The sequence below is a fragment of the Streptococcus nidrosiense genome (assembly GCF_042140045.1).
Lineage (GTDB): Bacteria > Bacillota > Bacilli > Lactobacillales > Streptococcaceae > Streptococcus > Streptococcus nidrosiense.
This window is the reverse complement of the sequence record NZ_CP152419.1, coordinates 102,296-121,508: the sequence shown is the minus strand read 5'-3', so window position 1 is coordinate 121,508 and position 19,213 is coordinate 102,296. Positions and strand designations below refer to the sequence as shown.

The 19,213-nt window shown below is 40.1% G+C and carries 10 protein-coding genes and 1 tRNA gene; 10 read left to right on the top strand and 1 reads right to left on the bottom strand.

Annotated features, from left to right (window positions below; genetic code table 11):
* Window positions 1-183: 183 nt before the first annotated feature.
* Both AAFQ93_RS00495 and AAFQ93_RS00490 read left to right on the top strand, forming a co-directional pair.
* Window positions 184-1,014 carry a DNA/RNA non-specific endonuclease gene (locus tag AAFQ93_RS00495; protein ID WP_049503082.1) on the top strand — a complete coding sequence of 277 codons (831 nt, stop codon included), beginning with the start codon at window positions 184-186 and terminating at the stop codon, window positions 1,012-1,014.
* 252 nt (window positions 1,015-1,266) lie between these two features.
* The gene (locus tag AAFQ93_RS00490; RefSeq protein WP_049502736.1) at window positions 1,267-2,598 is read left to right on the top strand and encodes a hemolysin family protein; all 1,332 of its coding nucleotides are present in this window, start codon (window positions 1,267-1,269) and stop codon (window positions 2,596-2,598) included.
* Window positions 2,599-2,684: 86 nt separating this feature from the next.
* On the opposite strand, the gene AAFQ93_RS00485 is transcribed toward AAFQ93_RS00490, so the two are convergent.
* Window positions 2,685-2,755, bottom strand: a tRNA-Cys gene (locus AAFQ93_RS00485).
* A gap of 178 nt (window positions 2,756-2,933) precedes the next feature.
* Here AAFQ93_RS00485 and AAFQ93_RS00480 point away from each other — a divergent pair.
* The 8 genes from AAFQ93_RS00480 to AAFQ93_RS00445 all read left to right on the top strand — a co-directional run bounded on the left by AAFQ93_RS00480 (window position 2,934) and on the right by AAFQ93_RS00445 (window position 19,121).
* Entirely contained in the window at window positions 2,934-4,913 is a 1,980-nt protein-coding gene (locus AAFQ93_RS00480) for a peptide ABC transporter substrate-binding protein (protein WP_375555347.1), read from the top strand.
* Between the two features lie 65 nt (window positions 4,914-4,978).
* Window positions 4,979-6,475 carry an ABC transporter permease gene (locus tag AAFQ93_RS00475; RefSeq protein ID WP_375555346.1) on the top strand — a complete coding sequence of 499 codons (1,497 nt, stop codon included), beginning with the start codon at window positions 4,979-4,981 and terminating at the stop codon, window positions 6,473-6,475.
* Window positions 6,475-7,401 carry an oligopeptide ABC transporter permease OppC gene (oppC, locus tag AAFQ93_RS00470; protein ID WP_049528229.1) on the top strand — a complete coding sequence of 309 codons (927 nt, stop codon included), beginning with the start codon at window positions 6,475-6,477 and terminating at the stop codon, window positions 7,399-7,401. Before AAFQ93_RS00475 ends, oppC begins: the two co-directional genes overlap by 1 nt.
* A gap of 8 nt (window positions 7,402-7,409) precedes the next feature.
* Window positions 7,410-8,477, top strand: coding sequence for an ABC transporter ATP-binding protein (locus AAFQ93_RS00465; RefSeq protein WP_375555345.1), 1,068 nt, complete (start codon window positions 7,410-7,412; stop codon window positions 8,475-8,477).
* A 10-nt stretch (window positions 8,478-8,487) separates the two neighbouring features.
* Complete coding sequence (locus AAFQ93_RS00460; RefSeq protein WP_375555344.1) at window positions 8,488-9,414, top strand: ATP-binding cassette domain-containing protein; 927 nt, start codon at window positions 8,488-8,490, stop codon at window positions 9,412-9,414.
* Window positions 9,415-9,859: 445 nt separating this feature from the next.
* Window positions 9,860-10,843 (top strand): acetylxylan esterase, encoded by a 984-nt coding sequence (locus AAFQ93_RS00455; RefSeq protein WP_375555343.1) that lies wholly within the window; start codon window positions 9,860-9,862, stop codon window positions 10,841-10,843.
* Between the two features lie 368 nt (window positions 10,844-11,211).
* The gene (locus tag AAFQ93_RS00450; RefSeq protein ID WP_375555342.1) at window positions 11,212-15,264 is read left to right on the top strand and encodes an SIALI-17 repeat-containing surface protein; all 4,053 of its coding nucleotides are present in this window, start codon (window positions 11,212-11,214) and stop codon (window positions 15,262-15,264) included.
* Between the two features lie 587 nt (window positions 15,265-15,851).
* Complete coding sequence (locus AAFQ93_RS00445; protein WP_375555341.1) at window positions 15,852-19,121, top strand: SIALI-17 repeat-containing surface protein; 3,270 nt, start codon at window positions 15,852-15,854, stop codon at window positions 19,119-19,121.
* The last annotated feature ends 92 nt before the right edge of the window (window positions 19,122-19,213 follow it).

Here is a 19,213-nt window from a genome sequence, read left to right as displayed (position 1 = left end):
CAAAGACAATTGAGAGACTAGGACTTTTGTCCCAGCTTTTTTCTAGAAATTGAATGTAATACTCAATGAAAATCAAAGAGCAAACTAGGAAGAGAGCCGCAGGTTGCTCAAAACACCGTTTTGAGGTTGCAGATGGAAGCTGACGTGGTTTGAAGAGATTTTCGAAGAGTACAAGGAGAAAATATGAATAAAAAAACAAGGCAGGCTCTAATTGGCCTCTTGCTCTTTTTGCTCTTGTCAGCAGGAAGCTACTATATTAAACAAATGCAGTCTTCCAACACTGCACCACAAACACGAGTAAAACAAAAATCACAGTCGTCTGATACTCCAAGTCAAGAACTGGCTGAAAGTGTACTGACCGATTCAGTTAAAAAACAAATTAAGGGCACTCTAGAGTGGAATAGCGCAGGAGCCTTTATCGTCAATAACAATAAAACCAATCTAGACGCCAAGGTTTCAAGTAAACCCTATGCGGATAATAAAACAAAGACTGTAGGAGGAGAGACAGTTCCCACAGTAGCGAATGCAATCATGTCAAAAGCGACCAGACAGTACAAGGACCGTGAAGAAACTGGCAATGGTTCAACATCTTGGACGCCTGCGGGTTGGCATCAGGTTAAGAATCTAAAGGGAAGTTACAACCATGCGGTCGATAGAGGGCATTTGTTGGGCTATGCCTTAATCGGTGGTTTAGATGGCTTTGATGCTTCTACTAGCAATCCTAAAAACATTGCCGTACAGACAGCTTGGGCCAACCAAGCGCGTGCAGAAGATTCGACAGGTCAAAACTACTATGAGAGCTTGGTTCGAAAAGCCCTAGATCAGAATAAACGAGTGCGTTACCGTGTGACGTTGCTCTATGCGACTGAGGAAGACTTGGTGCCGTCCGCATCGCAGATTGAAGCCAAGTCCTCTGATGGGGAGCTGGAGTTTAATGTCGTTATTCCAAATGTCCAAAAGGGAATTCAGTTAGATTACCGAACTGGTGAGGTCACAGTCACAAAAAATAGCTAATTGATCAAGAGGTTGAGGAAAAATCCCAACCTCGTTTTTTATTAGTCATGAACTGTAGAAACGATTGCTTGTTTTTTGCACTTCTGATTTTAAAGAGCTTTTTTAAAGATTCACAAGGCTTGAACTAGGGCGTCGAGACTTGGATTGCGGCTCTCTATTCAGCGCCCCTTTATCATAGAAATTGAAAATTAATGTGTAAAAATTGGAAAATATGGTATAATGGTTTCAATTATACTTTTTAGGAGAAGGAAAATGGAAGACCCGAGCAGTCAGGATTTGTTACTGCAATTTGTTTTATTAGTTGTTTTGACCTTTTTAAATGCCTTTTTCTCTGCAACAGAAATGGCCATGGTTTCACTTAGTCGTTCACGTGTTGAGCAAAAAGCTGAAGAGGGAGATAAACGCTATATCCGTTTACTAAAGGTACTTGAAAACCCCAATCACTTTTTATCAACCATTCAAGTTGGTATCACCTTAATTACGATCTTGTCAGGGGCTAAACTAGCAGATTCACTTGGAGAGTTGATCGCCTCTTGGATGGGAAATAGCGAAACTGCCTATGCGGTAGCTAGCTTCTTATCATTAGCTTTCTTGACCTATATTTCTATTGTTTTTGGTGAGCTTTATCCTAAGCGAATTGCTCTAAATCTTAAGGATGCCTTGGCTATCCGAACAGTACCGTTTATTATTGCTCTTGGTAAGATTGTGAGTCCCTTCGTTTGGATGCTCTCAGCATCAACTAATCTCTTGAGTCAATTGACACCGATGACATTTGACGATGCAGATGAAAAAATGACTCGTGATGAGATTGAGTACATGTTGTCTAAGAGTGAAGAAACCTTGGATGCTGATGAAATTGAAATGTTACAAGGGATTTTCTCGCTAGACGAGCTCATGGCACGTGAAGTCATGGTTCCTCGAACCGATGCTTTCATGGTAAATATTCAGGATGACACTCAAACCATTATCCAAAGTATCTTAAAACAGAATTTTTCTCGGATTCCTGTTTATGATGGAGATAAGGACAATGTTATTGGATTGATTCATACTAAGAGTCTCCTTAAAGAAGCCTTTGCCAGCGGGTTTGACAATATTGTCTGGAGGCGAATCTTACAAGATCCACTCTTTGTACCTGAAACTATTTTTGTGGATGATTTATTAAAAGAGTTTAGAAATACTCAAAGACAGATGGCTATCCTTCTGGATGAGTATGGAGGTATGGCTGGTCTAGTTACGCTGGAGGATCTCCTTGAGGAGATTGTTGGTGAAATTGATGATGAAACTGACCGAGCTGAAGTTTATGTTTATACAATTGGCGAAGATACCTATATCGTCCAAGGGACAATGAATTTAAATGACTTTAATGCTTACTTTGATGTTGAACTTGAAAGTGATGATGTAGATACAATCGCTGGTTACTATTTGACCGGTGTGGGAACTATTCCAACATCAGAAAAACTTAGCTATGAGTTAGAAAGTAGCAATAAGCATATCACCCTAACTAATGATAAGGTCAAAAATGGACGTGTAACCAAGCTTAAGGTTCAAATTCAAGAACTTGAATCAGAAGAAGAAACAGAATAAAACAAAAGCTTTATCAGAGCAGAACTGATAAAGCTTTTCTAGTAGTTAAAAGAAAAAGACTCCTGTGGGAGCCTTCGATAATATAGAGGCGGTAGACGGATTTGAACCGACGATCAAGCTTTTGCAGAGCCGTGCCTTACCACTTGGCTATACCGCCTTAACTTTTATTATTATACCTTTTAAATTAAATCTCGTCAATAGTTTCTTTTCTGAAAATGTAAGTTTTCCTGCTTTTAAAAGGTATGCGACAAAATATTCTGAAAATTCGTTTACTTTTTAAAAAAACTGTGGTATAATTTTCAATATCCACAATTTAAAACGAGGAGTTTATAAATATGAAAAAAAGTCGTATTTTTGCAGTAGCAGGGGTTGCGCTACTTGCAACAGGTGTTCTCGCAGCTTGCGGTTCTTCAAAATCATCAAATGCTGAAGCACCAAAGGCTTATGGCTATACTTATACTGCTGACCCAGAAACATTGGACTATCTTATCTCTGGTAAACAAAGTACTAAAGTTGCCACTTCAAACGGTATCGACGGGCTCTTTACAAGTGATAAGTATGGTAACCTTACTCCTGCAGTCGCAGAAGACTGGTCAGTGTCTCAAGATGGTTTAACATACACTTACAAAATTCGTAAAGGTGTAAAATGGTTAACATCTGATGGTGAAGAATATGCAGAAGTAACTGCAAATGACTTTGTTACAGGTTTGAAACACGCAGCCGACAATAAATCAGCCGCTCTTTACCTAGCACAAAATTCTGTTAAAGGATTGGCTGACTATGTATCAGGGAACAATACAGACTTCTCTGCTGTAGGTGTAAAAGCTGTTGATGATTACACTCTTCAATACACTTTGAACCAACCAGAACCATACTGGAACTCTAAATTGTCTTACGCAATCTTCTGGCCTTTGAACGCAGAGTTTGAAAAATCAAAAGGTAAAGACTTTGGTAAGGCGACAGATCCAACATCATTGCTTTACAATGGTCCATTCTTGCTTAAGGGATTGACAGCTAAGTCTTCTATCGAATTTGCAAAGAATGATCAGTATTGGGATAAGGACAATGTTCACATCGATACTGTAACACTTTCTTACTATGATGGTTCAGACCAAGAGTCACTTGAGCGTAACTTTACAAATGGTGCATACAGTTATGCCCGTCTCTTCCCTACTAGCTCAAACTATTCTAAGGTAGCAGAAACATATAAAGACAATATTTACTATACTCCACAAGGAGCTAGTATTGCTGGTTTGGGTGTTAATATTGACCGTCAAAGCTATAAGTACACATCAAAAACAACTGACGAAGAAAAAACATCTACTAAGAAAGCCCTTCTTAATAAAGATTTCCGTCAAGCTTTGAACTTTGCTTTTGATCGTACTGCTTATTCAGCTCAGCTAAATGGTAAGGATGGAGCAGCCCTTGCTGTCCGTAACCTCTTCGTAAAACCAGAATTTGTTTCAGCAGGTGAAAAAACATTTGGTGACTTGGTCAATGAGAAAGTTGTTTCTTATGGTGATGAGTGGAAAGATGTAAACTTTGCGGATGGCCAAGATGGTCTTTACAATGCTGATAAAGCTAAAGCAGAACTAGCTAAAGCTAAAAAAGACCTTGAAGCAGATGGTGTGAAATTCCCAATCCACTTGGATATTCCAGTTGACCAAACATCTAAAAACTATATCGCTCGTATCCAATCATTTAAACAATCTGTTGAGACTGCTTTGGGTACAGATAATGTAGTCATCGATATCCAACAAATCACTACAGATGAATTACAAAACGTCACATATTATGCAGCTAGTGCAGCAGCAGAAGATTGGGATCTTTCAGGTGCCGTTGGATGGAACCCAGACTATGAAGATCCGTCAACTTACCTTGATATCCTAAAATCTACTAACAGTGAAACAACTAAGACTTACATGGGCTATGATAATCCATCAAACCCAGCGGTCGCTCAAGTTGGCTTGAAAGACTATGACAAATTAGTTGATGATGCAGCTAGTGAAACAAGCGATCTTAACAAACGTTATGAGAAATATGCAGCAGCTCAAGCTTGGTTGACAGATAGCTCACTCTTCCTTCCAGCTATGTCTTCTACAGGAGCAGCACCAGTTATTTCTCGTGTAGTGCCATTCTCAGCATCTTACACTCAATCTGGTGATAAAGGCTCAGATATTTACTTCAAATATCTTCAATTGCAAGCAAACACTGTAACAACCAAAGAGTACAAAGAAGCTCGTGAAAAATGGCTCAAAGAAAAAGCTGAATCAAACGAAAAAGCTCAAAAAGAGTTAGCGAGTCATGTGAAATAAATAATGCTCATCAGAACTTTCTCTCCTAAAGGAGAAGGTTCTTTTGGGATTTTAAAGGAAATAATATGAAAAAATATGTTTTTATGCGTATCTTGCGGTCGTTGGTTTCTATTTTCTTAGTAACGACCTTGATTTACACAATCATCTATACGATGGTTCCACGGAAGTTGATCTTCAAACAAGATACTAACTACAATAAAATTGCAACAACAGCTGATAAACGTGATAACTATGAAAATACCGTTTATGAGCGTATGGGGTATATCGAATATTACGATACGAAAGAGTTGCAGGAAAAAGCTAGTAGCATTGACTCTTCTGTTACAGTAGATGCAAATGATACAAATAAAGCTATCTATGAAAAATATATCCAACAACTTGGTAATGGTTGGACTCTAGGTGAGTTTACAGAGAGCGGTCAATTCTATGCTACTCGTGAAATTCCTATTTTTGAGCGTGTGTTCAAATTCTACGCAAACTTGCTTGATATTGACCATACAAACAAGATCCAAGACCCTGAGAATCCTAACTTAGAGCGTTATTTGCGCTTTGAGAATGACCCTGCGATCGGTTGGTCTCTTGTGGGTTCAGGTACTAAACACAAATACCTCTTGTACTTCAATAGTCAGTTCCCATTTGTTCACCAAAACTTTGTCAACTTGAACCTAGGAGATTCTTATCCAACTTATGCAAATACTCCTGTTCTTCAAGTTATTACACAAGGACAAGGACAAACGAAGACTTCTGAAGTTCAATTCCCAACTGGTAAGAAAACATCATCAGTTAACATTTACTCAAGAACTTATAAATCTCCGAGTCAAGCAGATGCTCGTGAAGTAGCGAACTACGGTAAAGATGATCCATATACAGCTACTGAAAGCAACTATCAGTACCCATCTATGATTGCAAGTTCTGCTATCACTGGTTTGATTGGTCTTGCGATTTCATATGCGATTGCGATTCCTCTTGGTTCAGCAATGGCTCGTTTCAAAAACACTTGGATCGATAGTTTCGCAACAGGGACTTTAACGTTCTTGTTGGCTCTTCCAACGATTGCCCTAGTTTATATTATTCGTTTGATTGGTTCTTCAATCGGCTTCCCAGACTCATTCCCAATCTTGGGTGCTGGTGATTGGCGTTCTTATGTCCTTCCTGCAGTGATTCTGGGATTGCTAGGAGCACCTACTATGGCAATTTGGATTCGCCGTTATATGATTGACTTGCAATCACAAGATTTCGTTCGTTTTGCTCGTGCTAAAGGTTTGTCTGAGAAAGAGATTTCTGATAAGCACATCTTTAAAAATGCTATGGTACCACTTGTTTCTGGTATTCCAGGTGCTATCATTGGTGTTATTGGTGGAGCAACTCTTACAGAAACAGTCTTCGCCTTCCCAGGTATGGGTAAAATGTTGATCGACTCTGTAAAGGCTTCAAACAATAATATGGTAGTTGGTCTTGTCTTTATCTTCACTTGTGTCTCAATCTTCTCAAACCTTATTGGTGATATTTGGATGACGATTATTGACCCACGTATTAAATTGACAGAGAAAGGAGGCAAATAATGTCTACAATTAGTAATGAAAAATTTCAGTTTGTAAAACGTGATGATTATGCCTCTGAAGCAATTGATGCTCCTGCCTACTCATACTGGGGTTCTGTCTTTAGACAGTTTTTGAAGAAGAAATCAACAGTAATCATGCTAGGTATCTTGATTGCAATTGTTTTGATGAGTTTCATTTACCCAATGTTTTCTGATTTTGACTTTAATGATGTAAGTAAGGTAAACGATTTTAGCGCTCGTTACATTAAGCCAAATGCTGAATATTGGTTTGGAACAGACAGTAATGGTAAATCTCTCTTTGATGGTGTCTGGTTTGGGGCTCGTAACTCTATCTTGATTTCGGTTATTGCTACCTTTGTTAACCTTTTTATCGGTGTTGTCATTGGTGGACTTTGGGGGATCTCAAAATCAGTTGACCGTATCATGATGGAAGTCTACAACGTTATCAACAATATTCCATCACTTTTGATCGTTATTGTTTTGACTTACTCTATCGGGGCAGGTTTCTGGAACTTGATCTTTGCCATGAGTGTAACCACTTGGATTGGTGTTGCCCATTCAATTCGTATCCAAATGTTACGTTACCGTGATTTAGAGTACAACCTTGCTTCACGTACCTTGGGAACACCAAGTTATAAGATTATTGTGAAAAACATTATGCCCCAATTGGTATCTGTTATTGTTACGAGTACGTCGCAAATGCTTCCAGCCTTTATCTCATATGAGGCTTTCCTATCATTCTTTGGACTTGGCTTGCCCATCACAGTACCAAGTTTGGGACGTTTGATTTCAGATTATTCTCAGAACGTAACAACCAATGCATATCTCTTCTGGATTCCATTGACAACTTTGGTCTTGGTATCCTTGTCCCTTTTCGTAGTAGGTCAAAACCTAGCGGATGCTAGTGATCCACGTACACATAGATAGGAGTAGACATGATAAAAGGAAAAAATGTAATTTTGACTGCTCAAGATATTGTCGTGGAATTTGATGTTCGTGACAAGATTTTGACAGCTATTCGAGGTGTCTCCATCGATTTGATTGAGGGAGAGGTCCTCGCCTTAGTTGGGGAGTCAGGTTCAGGTAAATCAGTTTTGACAAAAACATTCACAGGAATGTTGGAAGAAAATGGTCGTATTGCACAAGGTAGTATTAATTACCGTGGACAAGATTTGACAGCCTTATCTTCTCATAAAGAATGGGAAAGTATTCGTGGTGCGAAGATTGCAACTATCTTCCAAGATCCGATGACCAGTCTAGACCCAATCAAGACAATCGGAAGTCAAATCACAGAAGTTATTGTTAAACACCAAGGCAAGACTGCTCAAGAAGCTAAAGAGATGGCTATTGACTATATGAATAAAGTTGGTATTCCAGATTCTGAGAAACGTTTTGACGAGTATCCATTCCAATATTCAGGGGGAATGCGTCAACGTATCGTTATCGCGATTGCTCTTGCCTGTCGTCCAGACATTCTTATCTGTGATGAGCCGACAACAGCCCTTGACGTGACCATCCAAGCACAGATTATCGATTTGTTGAAATCACTTCAACATGAATACCACTTTACAACGATTTTCATCACTCACGACCTAGGTGTTGTAGCAAGTATTGCAGATAAAGTTGCTGTTATGTATGCTGGTGAGATTGTTGAGTATGGTACTGTTGAAGAAATCTTCTACGATCCACGTCACCCATATACTTGGAGCCTTTTGTCAAGCTTGCCTCAGCTTGCGGATGATAAAGGGGAGTTGTATTCAATTCCAGGAACACCTCCATCACTATATACTGAATTGAAGGGAGATGCTTTTGCTCTTCGTTCAGATTATGCCATGAAGGTTGATTTCGAGGAGAAAGCACCTCAGTTTGCAGTGTCTGATACTCATTGGGCGAAAACATGGTTGCTTCATGAACAAGCTCCAAAAGTTGAAAAACCAGCAGTAATTGCAGATTTACACGATAAGATTCGTGAAAAGATGGGCTTTACTCATCTTGAGGACTAGGAGGAAGGAAATGTCTGAAAAATTAGTAGAAATTAAAGACTTAGAAATTTCCTTCGGTGAAGGAAGCAAAAAGTTTGTAGCTGTTAAAAATGCGAACTTCTTTATCAACAAAGGAGAAACTTTCTCACTTGTTGGAGAGTCTGGTAGTGGTAAAACAACGATTGGTCGTGCCATTATCGGTCTTAATGATACCAGCAAAGGTGATATTATCTTTGATGGTCAAAAAATTAATGGGAAAAAATCACGTGAACAAGCTTCGGAATTAATCCGTCGTATCCAAATGATTTTCCAGGACCCTGCTGCAAGTTTGAATGAACGTGCAACGGTTGACTATATCATTTCTGAAGGTCTTTATAACTACCATTTATTTAAAGATGAAGAAGAAAGAAAAGAAAAAGTTCAAAATATCATTCGTGAAGTGGGACTTTTGGCTGAACACTTGACACGTTACCCACATGAGTTTTCAGGTGGACAACGTCAACGTATCGGGATTGCCCGTGCCTTGGTTATGCAACCTGACTTCGTTATTGCGGATGAGCCGATTTCAGCCTTGGACGTTTCAGTACGTGCCCAAGTTTTGAACTTGCTCAAGAAATTCCAAAAGGAATTAGGCTTGACTTATCTCTTTATCGCCCACGATTTGTCAGTAGTTCGTTTCATCTCTGATCGTATCGCGGTAATTTATAAGGGTGTCATTGTTGAAGTGGCTGAGACTGAAGAATTGTTTAACAATCCAGTTCATCCATACACGCAAGCACTTCTATCAGCTGTTCCTATTCCAGACCCAATCTTGGAACGTAAAAAAGTTTTGAAAGTCTATGATCCAGATCAACATGACTATGAAACTGATAAACCTTCTATGGTAGAAATTCGTCCAGGTCACTATGTTTGGGCAAACCAAGCTGAGTTGGAACGCTATAAAAAAGATTTGAAATAAGAAAGAGTTTTGTAATCTTGGTAGAACAATTCTATTAAGATTATGAAACTTTTTTATTTTTGTAAAAGAACATTAGATTAAAGATAGACAACGATATACCCGAAAACATGCTAATACTTAATGAAAATCAAAGAGCAAACTAGGAAGCTAGCCGCAGGTTGCTCAAAGCACGGCTTTGAGGTTGCAGATAAAGCTGACCTAGTTTGAAGAGATTTTCGAAGAGTACAAGACTAGGCTTCAATGACTCTTGGATGAGAGAGCAAAGAAGCTGTTTTCTTTGAAAGTGTATTGAATCTATACAGAATGGAATGAATAAAACTACTTTCAGATAAGTTTTTATGAATCTTCAAAATTAAAATCACTTTCTATTTAAAATATCAGTCTTGCATTGCCTTCCTTTATGTGCTAGAGTTATGGTAACGTTTACAAAATCAAGGAGGGTTTTATGAGAAATCCAGCACTAATAGAAGAAATGAAAACTTACAGAGGGCGAGATGAAGTTCCGCAAGACTTTGACGATTTTTGGGATGGGGAAATAGAGAAGGTTTCGGCCTTACCAGATTACCAATTAGAGGAACGTGATTTTCATATTCCAAATGTGAAGTGCTATGAACTCAGCTTTAAGGGCACTCGGGAAGGTCTTGTTTATGCACGTGTGGTCTTACCAAAATCTGAACATAAAGTACCTGTCATTTTCCACTTCCATGGCTATATGGGACGTTGTTGGGATTGGACAGATATGTTGGCCTTTACAGTCGCTGGTTATGGTGTTGTATCTATGGATGTCCGTGGTCAGTCTGGATACTCACAAGATGGGTTACGCTCGCCTCTTGGAAATACAGTTAAGGGTCAAATCATTCGTGGTGCAGTAGAAGGAAAAGAGCAACTCTTCTATAAGGATGTTTATCTTGATATTTATCAATTAGTTGAGATTGTAGCTAGCTTACCACAAGTGGATGAAGGCCAATTAGCAAGCTATGGAGCTTCTCAAGGAGGAGCGTTGGCTCTGGTGGCTGCGGGGTTGAATCCACGTATCAAGCGTACAGTTGCTATTTATCCATTCTTATCAGACTTTAGACGAGTACTTGAGATTGGGAATACCAGCGAAGCCTATGATGAGCTCTTTCGTTACTTTAAGTTCCATGATCCATTCCATGAGACAGAAGAGCAGATTATGGAAACACTTAGCTATATCGATGTAAAAAATCTTGCCCATCGTATTAAGGGGGAAGTTCGGATGATTACTGGACTTGATGACGATGTCTGCTATCCAATCACTCAGTTTGCTATTTACAACCGTTTGACTTGTGAAAAGAGTTATCGTATCATGCCTGAATACGCTCATGAGGCCATGAATGTTCATGTCAATGATCAAGTTTACAATTGGTTGTGTGGTAGTGAGATCCCCTTTACCTATCTTGGTCACTAAAAATTGAAAAAAAGCTCTGTAGTTTCGAATGAACTACAGGCTTTTCTTTATGTGACCCAGATAATGAGAAAGTAGTTTCAGGTAGTTTGAAACTTCTAAATATCTTTGAAAGTAGAATCTATTATAGATTATAAAGTCTAAAATTTAGAATATTTATTATATAATATGATTAAGATAAAAAGTGAAAGGAGTATAGCTAGTTGCGAATCTTTTAACATGGAATTTATAAAAGAGCAACAGCATTTCATCTACAAAGAATGGCAATTTCATTCAATAATACAGTTTCTTATTTGCAGCTAGTTTGAGTGGCTAAAAATTTTAAGCAAAAAAGAAAGCGCTTAACTTTATATAAAAACGGAAGGAAACACATGAATCAGAGAGATTTTGATAGAAAACAGAGATATGGAATTCGGAAATTTGCAGTTGGAGCAGCTTCAGTAGTGATTGGAGCGGTTGTTTTTGGTGCTGCACCGGCTTTGGCTCAAGAGGCGCCATCAGCGAATGGTGAAACAGCGGGGCAATCTTTGCCAGAATTGCCTAAGGAAGTAGAGACAGGAAGTCTAGCTAATTTAGATAAGGAGCTTGCAGGCCAAGTAACCACAGTAAATAATAGTGGAACAGAAGTGAGCCGTGAAGAGTTGCAAGCAAACCCAGGGTCTGAAAAACCAACCGGAACAGAAACATCAAACGAAACTCCAGCTACAGAGAGTGGAGACGAGGAAGTTGGAAACATTCCTCGTGACTTTTATGCCAGAGAGTTGGAAAATGCCAATACTGTTATAGAGAAAGAAGATGTTGAAACCAATCCTTCAAACGGTCAAAGAGTTGACATGAAGGAGGAGCTCGACAAGCTTAAAAAACTTCAAAATGCGACCATTCATATGGAGTTTAAGCCAGATGCATCTGCTCCACGTTTTTACAACCTCTTCTCAGTCTCTAGTGATACCAAAGTAAATGAGTATTTCACTATGGCCATCCTTGATAACACAGCTATCGTTGAAGGTCGTGATGCAAATGGAAACCAATTCTATGGTGATTATAAAACTGCTCCTTTGAAGATTAAGCCAGGTGAGTGGAACTCTGTAACCTTTACAGTTGAAAGACCAAATGCTGACCAACCAAAAGGTCAGGTTCGCGTCTATGTAAATGGTGTCTTGTCGCGCACAAGTCCTCAGTCTGGTCGCTTCATCCAAGACATGCCAGATGTCAACCATGTACAAATCGGTACAACAAAACGCACAGGCAAAAACTTCTGGGGTGCCAATCTTAAAGTCCGTAATCTAACTGTTTATGACCGTGCTCTTTCTCAAGAAGAAGTTAAAAAACGTAGCCAACTTTTTGAAAGAGGAGAGTTGGAGAAGAAACTTCCTGAAGGAGCAGAAGTTACTGATAAACTGGATGTTTTTGAAGGTGGTGAGAACCGCAAGCCAAATAAAGATGGTATCGCAAGCTACCGCATTCCAGCCTTGCTGAAAACTGATAAAGGAACCTTGATTGCTGGTGCAGATGAGAGACGCTTGCATCACTCTGACTGGGGCGATATCGGTATGGTTGTTCGTCGTAGTGATGATAAGGGCAAAACGTGGGGAGATAGAATTGTCATCTCAAATCCTCGGGACAATGAGAATGCCAGAAGAGCTCATGCGGGATCACCAGTCAACATTGACATGGCCCTAGTCCAAGATCCGAAAACTAAGCGAATCTTCTCTATTTTTGATATGTTCGTAGAAGGTGAAGCTGTCAGAGATTTACCAGGAAAAGCACCACAAGCCTATGAGCAAATTGGAGATAAGGTTTATCAGGTTCTATACAAAAAAGGTGAAGCAGGACGTTATACAATCCGTGAAAATGGTGAAGTCTTTGACCCTGAAAATAGAAAGACAGAATACCGTGTTGTAGTTGATCCTAAGAAACCAGCCTATAGTGATAAGGGTGACCTTTACAAGGGTGAGGAACTAATCGGTAATGTCTACTTTGATTACAGCGACAAGAATATCTTTAGAGTTTCAAACACCAACTATCTCTGGATGTCTTATAGTGATGACGATGGTAAAACTTGGTCTGCACCAAAAGATATTACATACGGCATTCGTAAGGACTGGATGCACTTCTTAGGTACTGGACCTGGTACAGGTATTGCCTTACATTCAGGAACTCATAAAGGGCGTCTGGTTATCCCTGCCTACACAACAAATAACGTATCTTACCTAAGTGGCTCCCAGTCTTCACGTGTCATTTACTCAGATGACCATGGTGAAACTTGGCACGCTGGTGAAGCGGTCAATGATAACCGTCCAGTAGGTAACCAAACAATTCATTCTTCAACTATGAATAATCCAGGTGCTCAAAATACTGAGTCAACTGTTGTGCAGTTGAATAATGGAGATCTCAAACTCTTCATGCGTGGATTGACAGGGGATTTGCAAGTTGCAACGAGTAAAGACGGTGGAGCAACTTGGGAAAAAGATGTAAAACGCTATTCAGATGTCAAAGATGTCTATGTTCAAATGTCTGCCATTCACACGGTGCACGATGGTAAGGAATATATCATCCTCAGTAATGCAGGTGGGCCAGGACGCTACAATGGTTTGGTGCACTTGGCACGTGTGGAAGCTAATGGAGACCTAACTTGGCTAAAACATAATCCAATTCAAAGTGGTAAATTTGCCTATAACTCATTGCAAGATCTTGGGAATGGCGAATTTGGCTTGCTTTATGAGCATGCAACTGCCACTCAAAATGAATATACCTTGTCTTATAAGAAATTCAACTGGGATTTCTTAAGCAAGGATAGAATTGCTCCAACAAAAGCAACTGTAAAAAATGCTGTGGAGATGAGCAAAAATGTCATTGCTCTAGAATTTGATTCTGAAGTATTGGTGAATCAACCACCAGTTCTTAAATTGGCAAATGGGAACTTTGCGACTTTCTTGACGCAATACGATACAAAAACATTGCTTTTCGCAGTTAACAAGGAAGATATTGGTCAAGAAATTACAGAAATCATTGATGGTGCAATTGAGAGCATGCATAATTTACCTGTAAGTCTTGAAGGTGCAGGAGTCCCTGGTGGTAAAAATGGAGCAAAAGCAGAAATCCATGAAGTCCCAGAATTTACAGGTGCAGTCAATGGTGAAGAAGGTGCAGTTCATGAGGCTCCAGCCTTTGATGGTGGTGTCAACGGTGAGGAAGCCGCTGTTCATAATGTGCCAGCCTTTGAAGGTGGTGTGAACGGCGAAGAAGCCGCTGTTCATGAAGTTCCAGAAATAGAGGTTGAAGAAAATCCACCGGGAACTATTCATGAAGTCCCAGAATTCGAAGGTGGAGTCAATGGTGCTGAAGCAGCCATTCATGAGATTCTGGACTTCGAAGGTGGTGTGAACGGTGAGGAAGCCGCGGTCCATGAAGTTCCAGAAGGTAGTCTAGTAGAAAGCTCAAAAGGAGAGTCTGCCGTTCATGAAGTTCCAGCCTTTGAAGGTAGCGTCAATGGTGAGGAAGGAGCTAAAGCAGAAAGTACAGAGTTCGAAGGCGGTGTTAATGCAGTAGAATCTGCTAAGTTAGAAGCGCCAGAGTATACAGGTGGTGTTAATGGAGTAGAATCCACTAAGTTAGAAGCGCCAGAGTATACAGGTGGTGTCAATGGAGTAGAGGCCGCTAAGTTAGAAGCGCCAGAATATACAGGTGGTGTCAATGCAGTAGAATCTGCTAAGTTAGATTCTCCAGAATACACAGGTGGTGTGAATGCAGTGGAATCCGCTAAGTTAGAGGTGCCAGAATATACAGGTGGTGTGAATGCAGTAGAATCCGCTAAGTTAGATTCTCCAGAATATACAGGTGGCGTCAATGCAGTGGAATCCGCTAAGTTAGAGGTGCCAGAATATACAGGTGGCGTCAATGCAGTAGAGGCCGCTCAGTTAGAGGTGCCAGAATATACAGGCGGTATTAATGGATTAGAATCTGCTAAGTTAGAAATTCCAGAGTACACAGGTGGCGTCAATGCAGTAGAATCTGCTAAGTTAGAAGTTCCAGAGTACACAGGTGGCGTTAATGGAGTAGAATCTGCTAAGTTAGAAGTTCCAGAGTACACAGGTGGCGTTAATGGAGTAGAGGCCGCTAAGTTAGAGGTGCCAGAGTATACAGGTGGTGTTAATGGTCTAGAATCTGCGAGTACAGATGTTCCAGCCTATGTAGGTGGTGCAAACAGTGCTGAAGCTGCTGTCCATGAGGTTTCAGAGTATAAGGGAGAACAGTCAATTGTGGTTCAAGCTATGGCACAAGATAAAACTTATCAAGCCCCTGCTGCTCGTCAGCAACTTCTTCCTGAAACAGGAAGTGAAGCTGTTGCTCCTCTCGCCTCTCTAGGATTTGTAGGCATGCTCCTAGGTATGTTTGCCATGGGCAAGAAAAAAGAAGATCAATGAAATAGTTAAAACCAACGAAATTCATAGAGAAATTTGATCGAATATTAGAAAGGGTCGTGACTAGAACTAGTTACGGCCTTTTTGATCTAGATAAATCAGGAGTCAAATAGTTAATACTCTTCGAAAATCAAATTCAAACCACGTCAGCTTTATCTGCAACCTCAAAGCCGTGCTTTGAGCAACCTGCGGCTAGCTTCCTAGTTTGCTCTTTGATTTTCATTGAGTATAAGTTTGAGATAAAGTTCATTAAAAAAACGATCCAACTGAATGAAGCAATTTTCTGTTTGAAAAAATTCAAAGCATCCGAAAGTAGTTTCAAATGTCTGAGTTTAGGTTTCAAAAACTGAAAGTGAAATCTGTTCTATATTCATCTATCTTAAAATAGGGAAATTTATTATATAATGAGAATAAGATAAAATTTGAAAGGAGTAGGAGACTCTAGTTAACGATGGGTCGTTAAGTGAGAGAAAATTTGAAAGAGCGAGTGTAACCATTCGTGAAAAAGTAATTTTTGTCATTTAGTCAGATGGCTAAAAATTTTAAGCGAAAAAGAAAGCGCTTTATTTTTGAAAATGAAAGGAAGAAAGATGAAGCATAATCAGTTGGAGAGAAAACAACGATACGGAATTCGCAAATTTACAGTAGGAGCCGCTTCAGTAGTGATTGGAGCAGTTGTTTTTGGTGCATCGCCAGTATTGGCACAAGAATCAACAACTACCAATAAGGAAACGACAGAACTAGGAGTAGAGAAGGATCAGGTAGAAAAAGCAGTAGATACTGAAAAGACTGCGACAGATTCTAATGGGGTAGATACAGTCACACATACATCTACAGAAGCACATACTGGAACAGAGACCACTGCAATGGCAGAAACAACTGCAACAGCAGAAACGGCAGAAGCAACTAGAGAAACCGAAAAAGATCCAGCTGCGCTTCCACGTGATTACTATGCTAGAGAGTTGGAAAATGTCAACACTGTTCTTGAAAAGGAAGATGTAGAGACTAATGCTGCAAATAGCAATAGAATTGATCTGACAGAGCAATTGGGCAAACTGAAACAACTTCAAAACGCGACCATTCATATGGAGTTCAAACCAGATGCTTCTGCGCCAGCATTTTACAACCTTTTCTCAGCCTCAAGTGATACGGTTCGAAATGAATATTTCACCATGGCTGTTTACAACAACGTTGCCTTGATTGAGGGCCGCGATCAAAACGGCGACCAATTTTATGATAGATACACAGACGCACCATTAACTGTCAAACCAGGTCAGTGGAACTCAGTAACCTTTACAGTTGAAAGACCAAGTGCAGATTCTCCAGATGGGCAAGTTCGTCTCTATGTAAACGGAGTCTTATCACGAACAAGTAAAAAATCAGGACGCTTTATCAAAGATATGCCTGATGTGAATCATATGCAAATTGGTACCACAAATCGTGCAGGAAGTATGGTTTGGGGGGCAGGTTTACAAGTTCGTAATCTAACTGTTTATGATCGTGCCTTGAGTCCAGAAGAAGTTCAAAATCGTAGCTACCTATTTGAAAGATCCGAATTAGAGAAAAAGCTTCCAGAAGGAGCTGAGATAACAGATAAAAAGGATGTTTTTGAAGCGGGTAAAAATGGGCAGTCAAATCCAGATGGTATTAATAGCTATCGTATTCCAGCCCTCCTTAAGACTGACAAGGGAACTTTGATTGCTGGAGCTGATGAACGTCGTTTGCACCACTATGACTGGGGCGATATCGGTATGGTCGTCAAACGAAGTGAAGATCAGGGTCAAACATGGGGCGATCGTATCACACTTACGAATCTACGCGACAATCCAAAAGCTACTGATCCATCTGTTGGTTCACCAGTAAATATCGATATGGTTTTAGCCCAAGATACTGAAACCAAACGAATCTTTTCAGTCTATGATATGTTCCCAGAAGGAAAAGGTATCTTTGGGATGTCAGCTGAAAAAGAGGAAGCTTATAAAGAAATTGATGGGAAAACCTACCAAATTCTCTACCGTGAAGGAGAAAATGGAGCCTATACCATTCGTGAAAATGGTGTTGTCTACACGCCAGATGGTCAGGCAACGGATTACCGTGTTGTTGTAAATCCAGTTAAGCCGGCTTATAGTGATAAAGGTGATCTTTATCAGGGTGAGCAACTGCTAGGAAATATCTATTTTACAAGCAATAAAACTTCTCCATTTAGAATTGCTAAAGACAGCTACCTATGGATGTCTTACAGTGATGATGACGGTAAGACTTGGTCTGCGCCACAAGATATTACCCCAATGGTCAAAGCTGATTGGATGAAATTCTTAGGTGTGGGACCTGGAGTGGGCATTACCCTCCAGAATGGACCTCATAAAGGTCGTATCGTCGTTCCTGTCTATACGACGAATAGAACAAACCACCTCAATGGTTCTCAATCATCTCGTATCATCTACTCAGATGACCATGGTAAGACTTGGCATATGGGTGGCGGTGTCAATGACAACCGTACACTTTATGATGGCACAGTAGTTGATTCAAGCAATATGAACAATTACTACGCTCAAAATACAGAAGCTTCTGTTGTTCAGTTGAACAATGGTCAGTTGAAACTCTTTATGCGTGGTTTGACTGGTGATTTGCAGGTTGCGACAAGTAATGATGGTGGTATTACATGGGATAACTATGTAGCACGCTATGATGTACCAGATGTCTATGTTCAAATGGCAGCGACTCATACAGTTCAAGATGGTAAGGAGTATATCCTTCTAGCAAATGCCAATGGCCCAGGTCGTAAGAATGGTTACATTCGAGTGGCTCGCGTAGAAGAAGATGGCGAGTTGACTTGGCTGCATCATCATTTGATTCAAGAAGGGGAATATGCCTATAACTCACTTCAACAGATCGGACCAAAAGAATTTGGTCTCTTGTATGAACATCATGAAGCTGGTGGCAATCCTTATACTCTATCCTTCAAGAAATTCAACTGGGATTTCTTAACGAAGGAAAGAATTTCTCCTAAAGAAGCCAAAGTTAAAAATGTTATTGAAAAATGGCCAGGAATTCTTGCAGTAGAGTTTGATTCAGAAGTTTTGGTTAACAAAATCCCAACACTTCAGTTGGCAAATGGTAAAAAAGTAAACTTCATGACCCAGTATGATACTAAGACTCTTCTATTTACAATAGACAAGTCAGATCTTGGTCAAGAAATAACTGGACTTGCTTCTGGAGCGATCGAGAGTATGCACAATCTTCCAGTGAGTCTTGAAGGAGCAGGTATTCCTGGAGCTGCCAACGGTAGTGAAGCTGCTGTTCACGAAGTTCCAGAATTTACAGGTGGTGTTAATGGTGTAGAAGCTGCTGTTCATGAATTACCAGAATTCACAGGTGGTGTGAATGGTGTAGAAGCTGCTGTGCATGAATTACCAGAATTCACAGGCGGAGTCAATGGTAGTGAAGCTACTGTGCATGAAGTGCCAGAATTCACAGGCGGAGTAAGCGCTGATAGTCCTGTAACTCCTGAAAACCTAGGATTTGAGGGTGGTGTCAATGGTCTAGAACCAGCTGTTCATGAAGTCCCAGCATTCACGGGCAGTGTGAAGAATGACGTCGCACCAACGCTAACAGAAAAACCAGGATTTACAGCTGGCATCAAAGGTTCAGAAGGAGCAGGCCATAAAGATCCAGATCACAAAGGTCAGCAGTCTATTGTATCTCAGGCTATGGCACAGGATAAGACCTATCAAGCACCTGCAGTTCGTCAAGATGTTCTTCCTAAGACAGGAAGTGAAGATGCCACTGTCCTTACATCAGTAGGGCTTGTGGGGATGCTCCTTGGTATGTTTGCTTTGGGGAAGAGAAAAGAAGATTAGTAAAATCGTTAAAATTGAAGGTTTCCTTAGTGAAACTAGATCTTAGTTAGAAAGGGTCGTAACGAAAATTTGTTACGGCCTTTTTTCTTTCA

Coding starts and splice junctions, on each gene's coding strand:
- AAFQ93_RS00495 (WP_049503082.1), top strand. CDS start 184: ATGAATAAAAAAACAAGGCAGGCTCTAATTGGCCTCTTGCTCTTTTTG.
- AAFQ93_RS00490 (WP_049502736.1), top strand. CDS start 1,267: ATGGAAGACCCGAGCAGTCAGGATTTGTTACTGCAATTTGTTTTATTA.
- AAFQ93_RS00480 (WP_375555347.1), top strand. CDS start 2,934: ATGAAAAAAAGTCGTATTTTTGCAGTAGCAGGGGTTGCGCTACTTGCA.
- AAFQ93_RS00475 (WP_375555346.1), top strand. CDS start 4,979: ATGAAAAAATATGTTTTTATGCGTATCTTGCGGTCGTTGGTTTCTATT.
- oppC (WP_049528229.1), top strand. CDS start 6,475: ATGTCTACAATTAGTAATGAAAAATTTCAGTTTGTAAAACGTGATGAT.
- AAFQ93_RS00465 (WP_375555345.1), top strand. CDS start 7,410: ATGATAAAAGGAAAAAATGTAATTTTGACTGCTCAAGATATTGTCGTG.
- AAFQ93_RS00460 (WP_375555344.1), top strand. CDS start 8,488: ATGTCTGAAAAATTAGTAGAAATTAAAGACTTAGAAATTTCCTTCGGT.
- AAFQ93_RS00455 (WP_375555343.1), top strand. CDS start 9,860: ATGAGAAATCCAGCACTAATAGAAGAAATGAAAACTTACAGAGGGCGA.
- AAFQ93_RS00450 (WP_375555342.1), top strand. CDS start 11,212: ATGAATCAGAGAGATTTTGATAGAAAACAGAGATATGGAATTCGGAAA.
- AAFQ93_RS00445 (WP_375555341.1), top strand. CDS start 15,852: ATGAAGCATAATCAGTTGGAGAGAAAACAACGATACGGAATTCGCAAA.